14 protein-coding genes and 1 pseudogene are annotated in these 15,866 nt (G+C 70.7%); 4 read left to right on the top strand and 11 right to left on the bottom strand.

Going from position 1 to position 15,866, the window contains the following annotated elements; translation table 11 throughout:
* Positions 1-109: 109 nt before the first annotated feature.
* The 3 genes and pseudogenes from AB0L37_RS28475 to AB0L37_RS28465 all read left to right on the top strand — a co-directional run bounded on the left by AB0L37_RS28475 (position 110) and on the right by AB0L37_RS28465 (position 4,375).
* Complete coding sequence (locus AB0L37_RS28475; protein WP_365511364.1) at positions 110-2,452, top strand: ribonucleoside-diphosphate reductase subunit alpha; 2,343 nt, start codon at positions 110-112, stop codon at positions 2,450-2,452.
* Entirely contained in the window at positions 2,452-3,468 is a 1,017-nt protein-coding gene (locus AB0L37_RS28470; RefSeq protein ID WP_365511361.1) for a ribonucleotide-diphosphate reductase subunit beta, read from the top strand. The genes AB0L37_RS28475 and AB0L37_RS28470 overlap by 1 nt, the downstream gene beginning before the upstream one ends.
* Positions 3,469-3,543: 75 nt before the next feature.
* Positions 3,544-4,375, top strand: a pseudogene (locus tag AB0L37_RS28465) (class I SAM-dependent methyltransferase).
* Here the strand turns inward: AB0L37_RS28465 and AB0L37_RS28460 are convergent.
* Entirely contained in the window at positions 4,357-4,515 is a 159-nt protein-coding gene (locus AB0L37_RS28460) for a hypothetical protein (protein WP_365511358.1), read from the bottom strand. The pseudogene AB0L37_RS28465 and the gene AB0L37_RS28460 overlap by 19 nt on opposite strands.
* Positions 4,516-4,608: 93 nt before the next feature.
* Between AB0L37_RS28460 and AB0L37_RS28455 the strand changes: the two genes are divergently transcribed.
* Positions 4,609-5,583: a helix-turn-helix domain-containing protein gene (locus tag AB0L37_RS28455; RefSeq protein WP_365511355.1), complete on the top strand. Its 975-nt coding sequence runs from the start codon at positions 4,609-4,611 to the stop codon at positions 5,581-5,583.
* Here the strand turns inward: AB0L37_RS28455 and AB0L37_RS28450 are convergent.
* The 10 genes from AB0L37_RS28450 to AB0L37_RS28405 all read right to left on the bottom strand — a co-directional run bounded on the left by AB0L37_RS28450 (position 5,572) and on the right by AB0L37_RS28405 (position 15,860).
* On the bottom strand, positions 5,572-6,960 hold the full coding sequence (locus AB0L37_RS28450) for a cytochrome P450 (RefSeq protein ID WP_365511352.1): 1,389 nt from the start codon (positions 6,958-6,960) through the stop codon (positions 5,572-5,574). The two genes, AB0L37_RS28455 and AB0L37_RS28450, sit on opposite strands and share 12 nt — an antisense overlap.
* Positions 6,957-7,982 carry a multidrug MFS transporter gene (locus AB0L37_RS28445; protein ID WP_365511349.1) on the bottom strand — a complete coding sequence of 342 codons (1,026 nt, stop codon included), beginning with the start codon at positions 7,980-7,982 and terminating at the stop codon, positions 6,957-6,959. Before AB0L37_RS28445 ends, AB0L37_RS28450 begins: the two co-directional genes overlap by 4 nt.
* Positions 7,983-8,341: 359 nt before the next feature.
* The gene (gene def / locus AB0L37_RS28440) at positions 8,342-8,992 is read right to left on the bottom strand and encodes a peptide deformylase (protein ID WP_365511346.1); all 651 of its coding nucleotides are present in this window, start codon (positions 8,990-8,992) and stop codon (positions 8,342-8,344) included.
* Between the two features lie 121 nt (positions 8,993-9,113).
* Complete coding sequence (locus AB0L37_RS28435) at positions 9,114-10,094, bottom strand: hypothetical protein (RefSeq protein WP_365511343.1); 981 nt, start codon at positions 10,092-10,094, stop codon at positions 9,114-9,116.
* Positions 10,095-10,202: 108 nt separating this feature from the next.
* Positions 10,203-11,420, bottom strand: coding sequence for an HD domain-containing protein (locus AB0L37_RS28430; protein ID WP_365511639.1), 1,218 nt, complete (start codon positions 11,418-11,420; stop codon positions 10,203-10,205).
* A gap of 47 nt (positions 11,421-11,467) precedes the next feature.
* The gene (locus AB0L37_RS28425; RefSeq protein WP_365511340.1) at positions 11,468-12,802 is read right to left on the bottom strand and encodes an HD-GYP domain-containing protein; all 1,335 of its coding nucleotides are present in this window, start codon (positions 12,800-12,802) and stop codon (positions 11,468-11,470) included.
* A 168-nt stretch (positions 12,803-12,970) separates the two neighbouring features.
* On the bottom strand, positions 12,971-13,267 hold the full coding sequence (gene rsrA / locus AB0L37_RS28420; RefSeq protein ID WP_365511337.1) for a mycothiol system anti-sigma-R factor: 297 nt from the start codon (positions 13,265-13,267) through the stop codon (positions 12,971-12,973).
* A complete protein-coding gene (gene sigR / locus AB0L37_RS28415) occupies positions 13,264-13,938 on the bottom strand; it encodes an RNA polymerase sigma factor SigR (RefSeq protein ID WP_365511334.1) in 675 nt (224 codons plus the stop codon). The genes rsrA and sigR overlap by 4 nt, the downstream gene beginning before the upstream one ends.
* A gap of 242 nt (positions 13,939-14,180) precedes the next feature.
* Positions 14,181-14,819, bottom strand: a complete 639-nt coding sequence (locus AB0L37_RS28410; protein WP_365511331.1) for an alpha/beta family hydrolase — start codon at positions 14,817-14,819, stop codon at positions 14,181-14,183.
* Between the two features lie 225 nt (positions 14,820-15,044).
* Complete coding sequence (locus AB0L37_RS28405; protein ID WP_365511328.1) at positions 15,045-15,860, bottom strand: SOS response-associated peptidase; 816 nt, start codon at positions 15,858-15,860, stop codon at positions 15,045-15,047.
* Positions 15,861-15,866 lie beyond the last annotated feature (6 nt).

The raw sequence follows: 15,866 nt of genomic DNA, 5'->3' as shown, positions 1-15,866 counted from the left end.
CGACGTCGGGCCTCGCGGATCGGGCCGGTGACGACGGTGCCGCCGTGCGTGCGCGCCCGAGCCACTCCACCCCCGCCTGGCCCCGAGCCGAGCGAGGGAGAGCCCCCACGTGACCATCGCGCCCGCTGATCCTGCCTCAGTCGTGGCCGAGGCGGATGCCCCCGGCACCGTGCTGCTGCGCACGCTGACCGAGCTGACCGCCGACCTCCCCGACGCCGACCCCGGCCGGGTGGCCGCCGCCGCGCTGCGCGGCCGCTCCGCCCGGGCCGACGAGTCCGAGCTGCGCGAACTCGCCACCGAGGCCGCCGCCGGGCTCATCTCCGAGGACCCGGCCTACTCCCGGCTCGCCGCGCGCCTGCTCACGCTCTCCATCGCCGCCGAGGCCGCCTCGCAGGGCGTCACCTCGTTCACCGAGTCGGTCGCCGTCGGCCACCGCGAGGGCCTGATCGCGGACCGCACCGCCGAGTTCGTCCGCGTACACGCCACGCGCCTCGACGCACTCGTCGACACGACGGCCGACGACCGCTTCGGCTACTTCGGGCTGCGCACCCTGCACAGTCGCTACCTGCTGCGCCACCCGATCACGCGGTCCGTGATCGAGACGCCGCAGCACTTCATGCTCCGCGTCGCCGCCGGTCTCGCCGAGGACGACTCCACCCGGGCGCTCGACGAAGTGGCCGCGCTCTACGGCCTGATGAGCCGCCTCGACTACCTGCCCTCCTCCCCCACCCTGTTCAACTCCGGCACCCGTCACCCGCAGATGTCGAGCTGCTACCTGCTCGACTCCCCGCTGGACGAACTGGACTCGATCTACGACCGCTACCACCAGGTGGCCCGTCTCTCCAAGCACGCCGGCGGCATCGGCCTCTCGTACTCCCGCATCCGCTCGCGCGGTTCGCTGATCCGGGGCACGAACGGGCACTCCAACGGCATCGTGCCGTTCCTCAAGACGCTCGACGCGTCGGTCGCCGCCGTGAACCAGGGCGGCCGCCGCAAGGGAGCCGCGGCCGTCTATCTGGAGACCTGGCACGCGGACATCGAGGAGTTCCTGGAGCTGCGCGACAACACCGGTGAGGACGCGCGCCGCACCCACAACCTCAACCTCGCGCACTGGATCCCGGACGAGTTCATGCGCCGGGTGAACGAGGGCGCCGACTGGTCCCTCTTCTCCCCCGCCGACGTGCCCGAGCTGGTCGACCTGTGGGGCGAGGAGTTCGACGCCGCGTACCGGAAGGCCGAGGCGGACGGCAAGGCCCGGAAGACCATCCCCGCGCGGGACTTGTACGGCCGCATGATGCGCACCCTCGCGCAGACCGGCAACGGCTGGATGACCTTCAAGGACGCCGCCAACCGCACCGCGAACCAGACCGCCGAGCCCGGCCACACGGTCCACTCCTCGAACCTGTGCACCGAGATCCTGGAGGTCACGGACGACGGCGAGACGGCGGTCTGCAACCTGGGCTCGGTCAACCTCGGGTCGTTCGTGGACACCGACTCCCAGGACATCGACTGGGAACGCCTCGACGCGACCGTCCGCACGGCCGTCACCTTCCTCGACCGCGTCGTCGACATCAACTTCTACCCGACCGAGCAGGCGGGCCGCTCCAACGCGAAGTGGCGCCCGGTCGGCCTCGGCGCGATGGGCCTCCAGGACGTCTTCTTCAAGCTGCGCCTGCCCTTCGACTCTCCGCAGGCCCGCGCACTCTCCACGCGCATCGCCGAGCGCATCATGCTCGCCGCGTACGAGGCGTCGGCCGACCTCGCCGAGCGCAACGGTCCGCTGCCCGCCTGGGAGAAGACCCGTACCGCGCGCGGCGTCCTGCACCCCGACCACTACGGCGTCGAGCCGGCCTGGCCGGAGCGCTGGGCCGCGCTGCGGGAACGTATCGCCGCTGTCGGCATGCGCAACTCCCTCCTCCTCGCCATCGCCCCGACGGCCACCATCGCCTCCATCGCCGGTGTCTACGAGTGCATCGAGCCGCAGGTCTCCAACCTCTTCAAGCGCGAGACGCTGTCCGGCGAGTTCCTCCAGGTCAACTCGTACCTCGTGGAGGAGCTCAAGGCACTCGGCGTCTGGGACGCCCAGACCCGCGAGGCGCTGCGCGAGTCCAACGGCTCGGTGCAGAGCTTCACCTGGGTCCCCGAAGAGGTCCGCGCCCTGTACCGCACGGCGTGGGAGATCCCGCAGCGCGGCCTCATCGACATGGCGGCGGCCCGCACCCCGTACCTCGACCAGGCCCAGTCCCTGAACCTGTTCCTGGAGACGCCGACCATCGGCAAGCTCTCCTCGATGTACGCGTACGCCTGGAAGTCGGGCCTGAAGACGACGTACTACCTGCGCTCACGCCCCGCGACGCGCATCGCGCGGGCCGCGGCCCGCGTGCCCGTACAAGCGACTGACGCGGTCGCCTGCTCCCTGGAAAACCCCGAGTCCTGCGAGGCCTGCCAGTAATGACCACTTCCTCCGAGAAGAACCTGCTCGACCCGGGCTTCGAACTGACCCTGCGCCCCATGCGCTACCCGGACTTCTACGAGCGCTACCGCGACGCCATCAAGAACACGTGGACGGTCGAGGAGGTCGACCTCCACTCGGACGTCGCGGACCTGGCCAAGCTCACGCCCGGCGAGCAGCACATGATCGGCCGCCTGGTCGCGTTCTTCGCGACGGGCGACTCGATCGTCTCGAACAACCTGGTCCTGACGCTCTACAAGCACATCAACTCCCCGGAGGCGCGGCTCTACCTCTCGCGCCAGCTCTTCGAGGAGGCCGTGCACGTCCAGTTCTACCTGACGCTCCTGGACACCTACCTGCCCGATCCGGAGGACCGCGCGGCGGCCTTCGACGCGGTCGAGGAGATCCCCTCCATCCGCGAGAAGGCCGAGTTCTGCTTCAAGTGGATGGACTCGGTCGAGAAGCTGGACCGTCTGGAGACCAAGGCGGACCGCCGCCGCTTCCTCCTCAACCTGATCTGCTTCGCCGCGTGCATCGAGGGCCTCTTCTTCTACGGTGCCTTCGCGTACGTCTACTGGTTCCGCAGCCGGGGCCTGCTGCACGGCCTCGCCACCGGCACCAACTGGGTGTTCCGCGACGAGACGATGCACATGAGCTTCGCCTTCGACGTGGTCGACACGGTCCGCAAGGAGGAGCCGGACCTCTTCGACGACGCGCTGCGCACGCAGGTGACGGACATGCTGCGCGAGGCGGTCGACGCGGAGCTGCAGTTCGCGCGCGACCTGTGCGGTGACGGGCTGCCGGGCATGAACACCGAGTCGATGCGCCAGTACCTGGAGTGCGTCGCCGACCAGCGCCTCCAGCGCCTCGGCTTCGCACCGCTGTACGGCTCCGAGAACCCCTTCTCCTTCATGGAGCTCCAGGGTGTCCAGGAGCTGACCAACTTCTTCGAGCGCCGCCCGTCGGCGTACCAGGTCGCGGTGGAGGGCTCGGTCGGCTTCGACGAGGACTTCTGAGCCTTGCCCTGTGGGGGCGGTGCCCGGCGATATTCGTATGCGTCGGGCGCCGCCCCTTCGTCACACTTGCCGGGCATGACAGCACTCCAGCCGGCAGAAGAAGTCCTCACCTACTACACCAGCCGCTACGACGAGCACGCCCGCCTCACCTCGTCCGCCTCCGGAGCCCTCGAACTGCTGCGTACGCAGGAGCTGTTGAGACGGCATCTGCCGGCCGCGCCGGCCGCCGTGCTCGACGTCGGCGGTGGTCCGGGCGCGCATGCGCGGTGGCTCGTCGAGGACGGGTACCGGGTGCATCTCGTCGACCCCGTGGAGCGGCATGTGCGGGAGGCCGCGGGGGCCGGGTGCAGCGTCGAGGTGGGTGACGCGCGGGAGTTGAGCGCGGGCGATGCCTCGTTTGACGTCGTGCTGCTGCTCGGGCCGATGTACCACCTGCCCGAACTCGCCGACCGGCAGCAGGTGTTGGCCGAGGCGCTACGCGTGGTGCGGCCCGGCGGGGTGGTCGCGGTCGCCGGGATCCAGCGGTACGCGGCGCTCTTCGACCACGTATCGCACGGGCGGCTGCATCTCGACGGGCGGGAGGACCGGTCGGGGCGGGTCCTCGCGACCGGGCTGAACGAGGGGGCGGGAGTTCACCTTCGCCTATTTTCACCGGGCGGAGGATCTGGCGGCGGAGGTACGGGAGGCCGGGTTGGCCGACTGCGTGCTGTACGGGGTGGAGGGGCCCGGCGACGCGCTGGTGAAGGCCGCCGAGACCGCGACCGGGCGGCAACTCCCGGTGGAGAGCGCACTGTCCGCGTCGGCGCTCGCGGCGGCCCGGGTCGCCGACGCGCACCCGGAGCTGCTGGTCGCGAACTCCCATCTGCTGGCCGTGGGCCGGCGGCCGGGTCAGGCGACGCGCTCGTAGCGGGCGCGAAGCTCGTCCGCGGCGCGGGCGGCCCGGATCTGCCGGTCGATCCGGCGGTCGTGGGCCGTCCCGTACAGCGAGGGGGCGGCGAGGAGGAGGAAGACGAAGAGGACGGTGAGGAGGTTCATCGCTGTGTTCATGCCTCTACTTTCGCGCCGGACGGCACCGCGCGGCAGTGGCAGGACTGTCACTGACCCTCGAATTACTGCCAAGCCTGCGGCACACTGGCAGACATGCCGAACGCGACATTGAACAACGTGGCCGCCGTACTGCTCGACGGTGTGCACCCCTTCGAACTCGGCGTCGTCTGCGAGGTGTTCGGCCTCGACCGGAGCGAGGACGGACTGCCCGTGTACGACTTCGCGGCGGTCTCCGTCGACGGGCCGACCCTGTCCACGCACGTCCCCGGTATGACGGTCTCGACGCCGTACGGGCTCGACCGCCTGGAGGAGGCCGACCTGATCGCGATACCGGCGGCCGGCGGGCACCGCGAGGGCTATCCGCCCCAGCTGCTCGCCGCGCTGCGCCGAGCCGTGGACCGCGGCGCGCGCGTCCTCAGCGTCTGCTCCGGCGTGTACGTGCTCGGCGAGGCCGGACTGCTCGACGGCCGCCGGTGCGCGGTGCACTGGCGCTACGCCCGCGACCTCGCGATCCGCTTCCCCCGCACACGGGTCGACCCCGATGTGCTGTACGTGGACGAGGGCCCGGTGATCACCTCCGCGGGCACGGCCGCCGGCATCGACGCCTGTCTGCACATCGTGCGCACGGAGCACGGCGCCGAGGTGGCCAACGCCATCGCGCGCCGCATGGTGGTGCCGCCGCACCGCGACGGCGGCCAGGCGCAGTACGTGGAGCGGCCGTTGCCCGCGACGCGCTGCGACACCGTGGGCGACGTGCTCGTCTGGATGGAGCGGCATCTCGGGGATGCGGTGACGGTGGAGGAGCTGGCGGCGCGGGCGCACATGTCGCCGCGCACCTTCGCCCGCCGCTTCCAGCAGGAGACGGGCACGACCCCGTACCGCTGGCTGCTGCGCCAACGGGTGCTGTTCGCCCAGGAGTTGCTGGAGGGCACGGACGAGACGGTGGACGCGATCGCCTACCGCGCCGGGTTCGGGAACGCGGCGGCGATGCGCCACCAGTTCATGAAGGCGCTGGGGACGACCCCCAACGCCTTCAGGAGGACCTTCCGGGTGCGGTCAGCCGCGTGACTTGGCCTCGACCCGGAGCAGCGCCCGCCGCGGCTGCAGCGTGATGCCGATGCGTGCGGTGCCGTCCGTCTCCGCGGTCGGCACCAGGCGCCACTCGGCCACCACCGTGCCCAGGATCAGCGCCAGTTCGGCCATGCTGAAGTGGTCGCCCGGGCACTTGCGGTTGCCGACGCTGAACGGCGCGTGCGCCGCCGGCGTGACGTCCGCGGCGCGCTCGGGCAGCCAGCGGTCGGGGTCGAACACCAGCGGGTCACGGAACGCGCGCGGGTCGCGCTGCATGGCCAGCGGGCTGTAGAGGATGTCGGACCCGGCCGGAATGCGGTACCCGCCGAGCGTCGTATCGACGGCGGCAAGCCGCGTCAATATCCATACGGCGGGCCGTATCCGCATGGACTCGGTGATGAGATTCCGCATATATGCGAGTTCTTTGAGGTCGCCGAAAGCAACCGGCCGGCCACCCGTGACGGATTCAAGTTCAGCGCTCAACCGCCTTTCGTGCTCGGGGTGTTCGGCGAGAAGCTGGAAAGCCCAAGTCAGGGTCTTCGCCACATTTTCGGCACCGGCGACGACGAGGGACACGACCTGGTCGTGCACCTCCTGTTCGTTGACGGGTTCACCATTCTCGTCGCGGTCCGCGAGCAATGCCGCGAGCAGGTCGTCCGGATTGGTTCCCGAAGCGGCCTCGGCCCGTCGTTCGGCGATGATCTCGTCGACCAGGCGATGCAAATCGGCCAGGGCGCTGTCGAATCGCCGATTGGCGGGCGACGGCACCCGGTAGAGCGGGCCGAAGGAGAGGATCATCCGCCGGTACAGGCCTTCGAAGACCGTGTGCAGCGCCGCGCTGAGCCGGTCGGCCCGCTCGTCGATCGAGTCGACCTGGAGCACCGAACGCGCCACGACCCGGGTCGCCGTGCGGAACACCTCGGCGGTGATGTCGACGGTCTGTCCGTCGCTCCAGCGCGCGGCCATCGCGCGCGCCTCCTCCTCCATCACCGTCGCGTACTCATGGATCCGGTCCATCCTGAACGCGGGCTGGATCGCCCGTCGTTGGCGCCGGTGCAGCGGTCCGTTGCTGGTCGCCACCCCCTTGCCGAGCAGGACGCCCATGGTCTCCCACAGAGGCCCGCCGACCAGGAAGTCCGGGCTCTTGAGCAGCGTCGCGACGAGCTCGGGGTCGCACACCGCGTACGCGGTCTTCGGTCCGAGCCTCAGCTGTACGACGTCGCCGCCGTCGCGCAGCCCGGACAGGAATCCGAGCGGGTCGCGCAGCAGGTTCCAGGCGTGGCCGAGGAGCGGCGCGCCGCCGGGGGCGGGCGGCGGCAGCTGTCCGGGTCCTGCGCCGGCGGCCGGGGCCGGCAGGGTCGATTCGACGGTCATGCGCACTCACCCACCTGGTCGGGCTGTTCGTCACAGATGTAGGGCGGTGTGGCCCTGTCGTCCCAGCTGTCGACCGCGTAGCGGCCGGACTCGTGGTGGAACCAGTACACGGAACTGAACCAGTTCCGCATATTTCCGATGCACGACCTGATGGCCGTCGCGAGTTCTGCCCCGTGCGGTCCGACATTCTCCGTCACCACCGCGAGCTGCTCCACCTCGGCCTCCGCCACGAGGAATTCCTGAATGGTTCCCTCGACCCTTTTCCGTACTTCCGTCACGGCTTCCTGGAGGGACATCCCCTCATGTTTGATGAGGCTTATCCCGAGGTTGTGCAATTCCTCTCCCGCGAGCTCCTTCGGAAGCGAGCAGAGGTCGTTGTACCAGGCGGCGAAATCCTGGCAGGCGAGCGCCGCCCGTACGAATGCCTCGTTTTTCCGCACCCACGAGGGGAGTTCGTACTGCGCGGTCGGCTCCAACAGGTCGAGCCATATCCAGTGCGCGAAGGTGTTCCTGCGCAGGGCTATGTACTCGTCGACGGTGGGCACCGTCCCCGCCATGCGATTGCGGAACTCCTGGTCGTACGCGTCGATCACCACGTGGAAGTGGCGCGCGAACCGGGCGTTCCAGGACCGGCCGAGGGAGCCGTAGAGCCGCGCGACACTGTCCGCGAACCCCGCCACCAGGGGGTCCTTGTGGTCCAGGTGAAGCTCCGGGGCCTCGGTGGCCGCGTGGAGCTGGACGGCGAGCCGCCGCCAGCTCGCCGTCCTTCCGTGGATCACGTCGCGGTCGTGTCGGTCGTCCCAGACGAAGAACCACGCGCTGTAGTCGCAGATCGCGGCGAGCACGTCGTTGGGTGCACCAATGTAGTAGCCCGCCATCAGGTCCGTGTAGCACAGGCCATCGGCATATTTCTCCACCTTGTCGGCGGGCATCAGCCGCTTTTCGAGCAGCCAGGAGCGCGTCTTCTCCTGGAGCTTGGGCCAATACGGATGGAGATTGCGAGGAAACGCGTCCTCGATCACCGGTAGCGCCAGCGCCGGTGGGACCGCTGTGTGTGGATAAGCAGGCACGAAAAACCCCTCTCTGCCGCCTGGTGGCGTACGCCCCTCCCGCGGTGCCGGGCGCGCGCCGTTGCGTATCCCCGCACTTTCTATTCAGCACTACAACTGACCGTTCTGGGAACGGATTTGCTCCCCTCACTACCCCCGGGCACCTGATTCGTCCCCTTACATGACCGAATATGGATCTCTGACGGCCGATCCTGTTCGCACACGCGGGCGTACGCGGGTGTGTGCGGGCGCGTTCGGGCAGACAGCAGAGCGGCGCCTGGCCGGAAACATCCGTACCAGGCGCCGCTCGGCGCTCAACAGGCCTTCTGGGCTCAGCTGTTGGGGACCACCTCGTAGCGCGGCGTCCCCTCCTCCATCTGCTTCAGCGCGTTCTTCCGCTCGCGCTTCGAGAGCCGGTCGATGTACAGGTAGCCGTACAGGTGATCCGTCTCGTGCTGGAGGCAGCGCGCGAAGTAGCCGGTGCCGCGCACGGTGATCGCGTTGCCCTTCTCGTCCTGCCCGGTGACCACCGCGTAGTCGGGGCGGGCGAGTTCGGCGTACGCGGTCGGCACGGACAGGCAACCCTCGTTGGAGTCGTCGAGCCGACGCCGCTCGGCGGGCAGCTCCTGGAGGACGGGGTTGCAGACGACGCCGGTGTGCCGCACGCCCTCGTCGTCCGGGCAGTCGTAGACGAAGACCTTCAGGTCCACACCGATCTGGTTGGCGGCGAGACCCACGCCCTCGGCGGTCCGCTGGCTGGCGAACATGTCGTCCACGAGCTTGGCCAGCTCGTCGTCGAACTCGGTGACGTCCTTGCACTCCTTGTGCAGCACCGGGTTCCCGACGACGGTGATCGGCCGCGACGTCCCGCGCTCCCGGTAGGCAGCCTCACGCGCCTCGCAGTCCTCGGTGTCGACGACGAAGCCCTCGTCGTCGACGGGGAGCACGCCGGCGTGCTGCTGATCGGTGTCCTGCTGGGCCATGACGGACGTAAGCCTTCCTGGGAAAACGGGGTTCTAGCTACCAGGGTACGGGGAGATCAGCTGACCAGGGGCGCGGGGAACTGCGCGAGCAACCCCCACGATCCGCGGTCGGCAACGCACCTCAACACACCTCTTCAAGATCCCGCCAGTCCCGGGAATCCGGCGAGTCCGCGACCCACCCGTCCAACAGCCCCCGAACCAGCGAAGCCGGCGCAGCCACCCCGCACTCCCGCTCCGGCACCCACAACTGCCCATCCGTCACATGCCCCAGCGGCCCGGGATGCCCCGGCTCACTGTGATCATGCGGATCCAGATGCTCCCCGTCACCCTCGTCGGACGGCATCCGCGACTCCGAACACATCCGGCACAGCAACCGCACGGACGACGACCAGTCCTCCGCGGCGAACCCCGCATCAGCGGCAAGCCGCTCCAACGCGTCCCGGTCGGCTTCGGTGGCGGCCTCCAGCAGCACAACCCATGTGGGCACCGGCGACGGCGCCCACAGCTCGATCTCGTCGAACACGGGGTACGAGTGCCCGGCCGCGGTCGTCCGCTCGCCGTGCGGCACCCCGTCGTGGAGAACGACCTCGCCCCAGCGCCGCCCGGACGACGGCAACGGAATGGACAGCACCTCGATACGCGCGGGGTCCAGCCTGCGCCCCCACACCACCTCGGCCTCACCCTCGGGCGAGAGCCGCACCGCGGCGCTGCCCAGGTCCATCCCGGTCGGCTCCCCGGCGGCCGCGGCGCCGCCCGGCACCTTCAGCCCGTACGCCTGCCAGGCCCGCCGGGCCAGCGGCCAGTCCTGGAGGGCGGTGGCGGCGATACCCACGTTCCACCAGTCGGGAGCGCCGGCCTCGCGGTCGAGCAGGGCGACGGCCCGCAGCCCGGCGGTGCGCGCCTGCTCCCAGTCGTGCCGGAACTTGTGCAGCAGCGCGAGGTTGAACCAGGACTCCGAGAGCCAGGGCTCCAGGTCGGCGGCGCGGGTCAGCAGAGCCCCCGCGTCCTCGTACCGACCGTCGCCGATCAGCGTGAACGCGCGGTCTGTGGCCTGCCGCCACGAGGCGGAGGGCCGGTGCCGTCCCTTGCCGAAGATCCTCACGATTCCTGCCTGCCGATACTCGAGGCCCGTGCCCCCCGGGCGCGCCTCTTTTGTGGGCTTCTTCGCATCCAACCACGTACGGTCGGACGCCCGCTCATTACCCATGGGTTACCCAGCCGACCCTAGGCGCAGACCCGGGTGGGCGACCACTCTGGCCAGCGCTTCCACGACCTCCGGCTGGTAGTCGCGGCCCGTGGCCAGGCGCAGTCGCTCCAGGGCCGTGAGCGGCCCCTGAGGGCCCTGTTCCCTCGACATCTCGTCGTACGCGTTCGCTGTCCGCACAATCCGTGCGGGCAGCGGCTGCTCCCGGTACGGATCGGCCTGCCGCTCGACGACGACGGCGACCTGGGCGTCCACCCCGGTCTGCCGGACGACGGCGCCGCCGAGCAGCGCTATCCGCCGCTGCTGGGCGGTGGGCAGCACGGCGGTGGCCCCTTCGGCGACGGGGTCGAGCAGGGAGAGCTGCCCGATGTCGTGCATCAGGGCCGCGTACTCCAGGACGGTCAGGTCGGGCTCGGAAAGCCCCAGGTCACGTCCGACGGCACGGCTGAGCGCCGCGACCCGCAGGGCATGCCCGTGCGGGGTGTACCCGGCGATCTCGGTGGCGCGGGCCAGCGAGGCGATCGTCTGGCGGTACGTGGCCTTCACGGCGGAGTAGCGCCGGAACGCCAGCTGGGTCAGGAGCAGCGGCAGGCTGATGACGGGCAGCGCCCACAGCCCGGCGACGGCCACGGCGAGCGCCATCACGGCCCCCGTCGCGCACACGGCGGACCCGATGCCGAGCATGGCCCGCAGTTCGTCGCGCAGGAGCGGGCCGAACGGCCACCGGGTGCGGGCGTGCACCATGGCCGCGGCGAGCACGGCGTCGCACAGCGCGGTCAGCGCGAGCAGCCCGGCGATGAGCAGCGCGTAGGGCGCTCCGTCGCCGAGCCACTCCTCCAACTTGCCCTGGTTGTAGAGCGGTTGGAAGCACACGGCGGCGAACCCCACGGTCAGCACCCGCCGTGCCATGTGGTCGAGCGTGGGCCCCTTGCCGCGGGCGACGTGCGGGACGCAGCCGACGAGCGCGCCCGCCACGGCGATGGTCACGACCTGCCCCACGCCGTGGTGCGTGGGCTGCCCCGCCGCCGTGCCGAGCAGCGCGTACGCCAGTGCGCCCGCGGCCCCGAGCGGCGCCGGCTCCCGGTCCCCGCCGCCGCCCCAGCGCGCCAGCTCGCCCACGGCGACGAGCACACCGAAGGCGAGGGCGACGCCCCGGTCGTCGACGCCGCGCCAGAGGGTCTCGCCGAGTGCGACGACGGTGACAGCGCAGGCGACGGCGTACACGCCGACCACGAACAGGGGCACCCGCGCCGCACCGGCCTGCGCCCCCGTCACCGGGACGCCGCCCCCGGCACCGGAACGCCCTCCGTGCGGGGCGCGGGCACCGGCGCCGTCTCGTCCGCCGTGACCACGGGGTGCCAGCCCTCCCGCCGCAGCACCCGCACCAGCGCGTCCACCATCACCGGGTCGAACTGCGACCCCGCGCACCGCTCCAGCTCCGCGAGGGCGACGGGCACGGGCCTCGCCCGCGAGTACGTCCGCGTGGAGGTCATGGCGTCGAACGCGTCGGCCACCGCGACCACCCGGGCGTACTCGGGGATCTGCGGCCCCGCGAGCCCGTACGGGTATCCGCTGCCGTCGAGCCGCTCGTGGTGGTGGAGGATCGCGGCCCGCGCCTCACCGAGGAAGCCGATGCCGCGCACCATCTCGTGCCCGTACTCAGGGTGCAGCTGGATGACCTCGCGCTCCTCGGGGGTGAGCGGCCCGTCCTTCCTCAACAGCCGGGTGGGGACGCCGAGTTTGCCCACGTCGTGCAGGATCCCGGCGAACCGCAGGACCTCGACCCGCTCGTCGTCCATGCCCAGCTCGCGGGCGATCATCATCGACGCCTGCCCGACCCGCTCGCTGTGCCCGCGCGTGTACCCGTCCTTGATGTCGACGGCCTGCACCAGGGCCCGGATGGTCGCCTGGTGGGCGGCGCGCTCGCGCTGGTACTGGGCGAAGACCCAGCAGGAGATGTACATGGGGAGCAGCACGAGCAGCGACGCGACCGGCCCGTACGTGCTCGCCCAGAGCACCGCCATCACCAGTCCGGCCAGGCCGTGCACGGCGACCGGCCCGAGGGAGCGCAGGAAGAGTCCTGGCCAGGCGCGGCGCACGGGGGCCCGCTCGGCGGTGGCGAGGATGCCGCAGTCGAGGACGGTGAGGGCGGCGCAGAAGGCGAGGACGGCGGCGGCAGCGGGCACCAGGGCGTACGGGAAGCGCGGCGTGGAGACCGCCTCGGGCCCGCCGAGCGCGCCGAAGACCCGCGCCGACGCCCAGAGCGCGAGGGCGAGTTGGGCCGCCCGCCAGGTCCGGCGCAGCCCCGCGGGCCGCTGTTCGACGCGGGCGAGCAGCGCTCCGGGCAGGGCGACGAGCGCGGCGGCGGCCGGCGGCAGCAGAAACGCTCCTGCGAGCAGCACGGGGAAGAACGTCCCCATGCCCTTGGGCGCCCGGCGCCCCAGGATCCGGCACCGCCCGACCTGCTCGCAGCCCGCGTACACGCAGGCGAGCAGCGCGACGGCGGGCCAGGAGGTGGCGGGGGTGAACGCGGGCGCGGCGCACACGAGGGCGGCGCCGACGGCCAGGAGCACATAGGCGCGGGCCACCGGCGGAACCGACCGCATGCCCCAACTCCCTCCCCGTGGCGTTCAGTTCACGGAGAATAGGACGCGGGGCGCGGCACGGGTGCGGCATCGCGCGGAATACCGGGGCCGCGAGGCCCCGGATTAGCACGATCGGGTGAACGAAGTGACGAACGGGCCGCAGGAGCGGGCCAGGGCCGAACTCCGCTGTCAGGTGAGGGAGTTACCCATGCCGTCGTCGGGTGCGGCCTGTCCGGAACGGATCACTTCGATCCGCCCCATGACCTTGGCCCGCAGGTCGCTGGGCACGTCGTCCGAGCCGCAGCACCGCTTGACCAGCTTCTTCACGGCCTGCTCCAGGCCGTACTTCTCCAGGCACGGGGAGCACTCCTCGAAGTGCACCTCGAACTTGGTGCAGTCCGGGTCGGGCATCTCGTGGTCGAGATACTCGTAGAGGTGATCCAGGACCTCACTGCAGTCCGTCTCGTGCGGCTCTCCGCAGCTCATGAGCCCGAGCCTTTCGCGTCGTTCGACTCTCCGGCGCCGGCCGGGACGAGCCCGCGGTCACGGGCGTAGTCCTCCAGCATGCCGCGCAGCTGGCGGCGGCCCCGGTGGAGCCGGGACATCACTGTCCCGATGGGTGTCCCCATGATGTCCGCGATCTCCTTGTACGCAAAGCCCTCTACGTCGGCGAGATAGACGGCGATGCGGAATTCCTCCGGGATCGCCTGCAGCGCCGACTTCACGTCCGAGTCGGGCAGGTGATCGAGCGCCTGCGACTCGGCGGAGCGCAGACCGGTCGACATGTGCGACTCGGCACGCGCCAGCTGCCAGTCCTCGATCTCCTCGGCCGCACTGCGCTGGGGCTCGCGCTGCTTCTTGCGGTACGAGTTGATGAAGGTGTTCGTGAGGATCCGGTACAGCCACGCCTTGAGGTTGGTGCCCTCGCGGAACTGGTGGAACGACGCGTACGCCTTCGCGTACGTCTCCTGCACCAGGTCCTCCGCGTCCGCCGGGTTGCGCGTCATGCGCAGCGCCGCGGAGTACATCTGGTCGAGGAACTCCAGCGCGTCCCGCTCGAAGCGGGCGTTCCGCTCGGCAGTGCTCTCCGCCGGCTCCGGGCGCTCGTCCGCCTGGCCATGTTCGGTCCCTGCGTCGGTCCCTGTGACCGGACCCACCTCCTCCAACGACGTCGTGAGACCCAGCGAGGTCCCACTCGAATCGGAGGATAGACGACGATCCGGTCCGCCCGCCGCCCGAATAGGAGCGTTCTTGGCCGCGCTCAGCACGCTCCACTCCAGCTCAGGAGCGGTACTGCGCTGCGGGCAGATGGTCGAACCCATGCGGCGGACTTCCTCTCGTACTGACTGTGTTCCGACAATGGCGACAACAGTCGTCCCGCGCTCAACATTCCCGTGCGCTACGCGAGTGATCCGGTCCACTCGACGACGGCGTCCGTGATCACCGCGAGAGCCTCGTCCTGGGTGACGTCCGCGCGCTTCGGTACGGCGAATCCGTGGTCCCCGTACGGGACTTCGACCAGCTGGAACGCGGCCGGGCGGGGGAACTCGGCGGGCTTGCCGAAGGGGTCGTTGCCGCCCTGCACGACGAGGGTCGGCACCCCTGCGCCGAGGAGTTCGTCGGCGCGGGACTTCTCGGGCTTGCCCGGCGGGTGCAGCGGGAAGCTCAGCGCGAGCACGGCGGCGGCGCCCAGCTCCTTCGCGGTGCGGCAGGCGACGCGGGCCCCGGCGCTTCTGCCTCCGGCGATCACCGGGAGTCCGGGTTCGGCCAGAGCGGGCCATACGCCGCGCCATCCGGTGTCCAGGGTCTTCGGCGCGGGGGCCACCTTCTTGCCGGCGACGCGCCAGGGCTGCTCGACGAGGGCGACGGTCACTCCGTGGGCGGGCAGGGTCGCGGCGAGGGCCTGAAGATCCCTCGCCTCGATCCCGCCACCCGCGCCGTGGCTCGCCGCCAGGATCAGGGTGGGGGTCGCCGCGGGGTACCAGGTGACGCGGGCGTCGCCGGTCTCGGTGGGGACGGTGTCTGTGGTGCGGGTCACGGGATCATGGTGCCTTGTCCGGTTCGTTGCGGGGTGCGGGTCCGGTGGGGGTTGCTCGCGCAGTTCCCCGCGCCCCTGAGATGCGCACCTTCGGTGCGGCATCTCATCGGGCGCGTTCGCGTCGGGGAAATGCGACGCGAAGCGTCTGCATTTCAGGGGCGCGGGGAACTGCGCGACCAGCCCCCACGCACCCGCAGACGAACTGAACAGGCCCCCCGACGGCGCCTAGAACAACGTCCCCACCTCGGGCCCCTCCAGCTCCTCCAGCAGCTCGGGCCCGTTGTTGCGGACATTGCTGACCGCGGTCGACACGGGATACGCCCGCATCAGCCCCTCCGGCGGCGGCGCCAGAAGCCCCCTGACGTCCTCCGGATCCGTACGCGACGGGTCCAGCCACGCGTCCCACCGGTCCGGCGTCAGCATCAACGGCATCCGCGGGTGAATGTCCGCGAGCGACCGCGGCCCCTCCTTCGGCGCGACCCCGAGCGGAGCGGTCTCCGCCTCCAGCGTGATCACGGAGCACGTCACCCACCAGGCCAGCGGATGCTCGTCCGGCAGCGTGCGGTCGCGCCAGAACTCGTAGAGCCCGGCCATGGCGAAGACGGACCCGTCCGCGGGCGTCACGAAGTACGGCTGCTTGCGCGGGCGCTTCTTCTTGCCCTCGACCTCCAGGTCCCGCTCCCCCGACCCGGTCACCCACTCGTAATAGCCGTCGGCGGGGATGATGCACCGCCGCGTCGAGAACGCCCGCCGGAACGAGGGCTTCTCGTGGACCGTCTCGGCGCGCGCGTTGATCATGCGGGCGCCGCCCTCCGGCGTCTTGGCCCACGAGGGCACCAGGCCCCACTTGAGTGTGCGCAGCTGGCGAACCGGACGCGGATCGTCGGCGTCTTTCACGGGGCGGTCGAGCACCGCGTAGACCTCCTTCGTAGGAGCCACGTTGTAGTCGGGTGCCAGGGCCTCCTGCGGCTCCCACTTCTCGATCTCAAAGATTCCTGCGAGATCCTCGGGCCTACGACTCGATGCATACCGTCCGCACATACGTGC

The organism is Streptomyces sp. NPDC052225, assembly GCF_040679615.1.
GTDB lineage: Bacteria > Actinomycetota > Actinomycetes > Streptomycetales > Streptomycetaceae > Streptomyces.
Note: the sequence above shows the minus strand (reverse complement) of the source record. Positions and strands in the feature narration are given on the sequence as shown.

What these genes read in the sequence shown, in the direction of transcription:
- rsrA (WP_365511337.1), bottom strand. Translation starts at nt 13,267, where the DNA reads ATGAGCTGCGGAGAGCCGCACGAGACGGACTGCAGTGAGGTCCTGGAT.
- AB0L37_RS28425 (WP_365511340.1), bottom strand. Translation starts at nt 12,802, where the DNA reads ATGCGGTCGGTTCCGCCGGTGGCCCGCGCCTATGTGCTCCTGGCCGTC.
- AB0L37_RS28405 (WP_365511328.1), bottom strand. Translation starts at nt 15,860, where the DNA reads ATGTGCGGACGGTATGCATCGAGTCGTAGGCCCGAGGATCTCGCAGGA.
- AB0L37_RS28460 (WP_365511358.1), bottom strand. Translation starts at nt 4,515, where the DNA reads ATGAACACAGCGATGAACCTCCTCACCGTCCTCTTCGTCTTCCTCCTC.
- def (WP_365511346.1), bottom strand. Translation starts at nt 8,992, where the DNA reads ATGGCCCAGCAGGACACCGATCAGCAGCACGCCGGCGTGCTCCCCGTC.
- AB0L37_RS28470 (WP_365511361.1), top strand. Translation starts at nt 2,452, where the DNA reads ATGACCACTTCCTCCGAGAAGAACCTGCTCGACCCGGGCTTCGAACTG.
- AB0L37_RS28450 (WP_365511352.1), bottom strand. Translation starts at nt 6,960, where the DNA reads ATGACCGTCGAATCGACCCTGCCGGCCCCGGCCGCCGGCGCAGGACCC.
- AB0L37_RS28455 (WP_365511355.1), top strand. Translation starts at nt 4,609, where the DNA reads ATGCCGAACGCGACATTGAACAACGTGGCCGCCGTACTGCTCGACGGT.